The sequence below is a fragment of the Shewanella sp. Isolate7 genome, assembly GCF_022398425.1.
Taxonomy (GTDB): Bacteria; Pseudomonadota; Gammaproteobacteria; order Enterobacterales; family Shewanellaceae; genus Shewanella.
Genome location: NZ_JAKEVJ010000199.1, coordinates 1 through 600, shown reverse-complemented (window position 1 = coordinate 600; position 600 = coordinate 1). Strand labels below are relative to the sequence as shown.

The following is a 600-nucleotide window of genomic DNA, read 5'->3' as shown; positions in this document are numbered from 1 at the left end:
CCTCTGTACCGACCATTGTATGACGTGTGAAGCCCTGGTCATAAGGGCCATGAGGACTTGACGTCATCCCCACCTTCCTCCGGTTTGTCACCGGCAGTCTCATTAGAGTGCCCAACTTAATGATGGCAACTAATGACAAGGGTTGCGCTCGTTGCGGGACTTAACCCAACATCTCACGACACGAGCTGACGACAGCCATGCAGCACCTGTGTTACGGTTCCCGAAGGCACAAACTCGTCTCTGAGTTCTTCCGTACATGTCAAGACCAGGTAAGGTTCTTCGCGTTGCATCGAATTAATCCACATCATCCACCGCTTGTGCGGGTCCCCGTCAATTCCTTTGAGTTTTAATCTTGCGACCGTACTCCCCAGGCGGTCAATTTCACGCGTTAGCTACGCTACTAAGGCATCAAGTACCCCAACAGCTAATTGACATCGTTTAGGGCGTGGACTACCAGGGTATCTAATCCTGTTTGCTACCCACGCTTTCGAGCATGAACGTCAGTGTTATCCCAGGGGGCTGCCTTCGCCATCGGTATTCCTCCACATCTCTACGCATTTCACTGCTACACGTGGAATTCTACCCCCCTCTGACACACTC

Annotated in this window: 1 rRNA gene; it reads right to left on the bottom strand. The window is 52.0% G+C overall.

The features are described 5' to 3' along the window. A 16S ribosomal RNA gene (locus tag L1D47_RS20995) occupies nt 1-600 on the bottom strand; the annotation flags it as partial.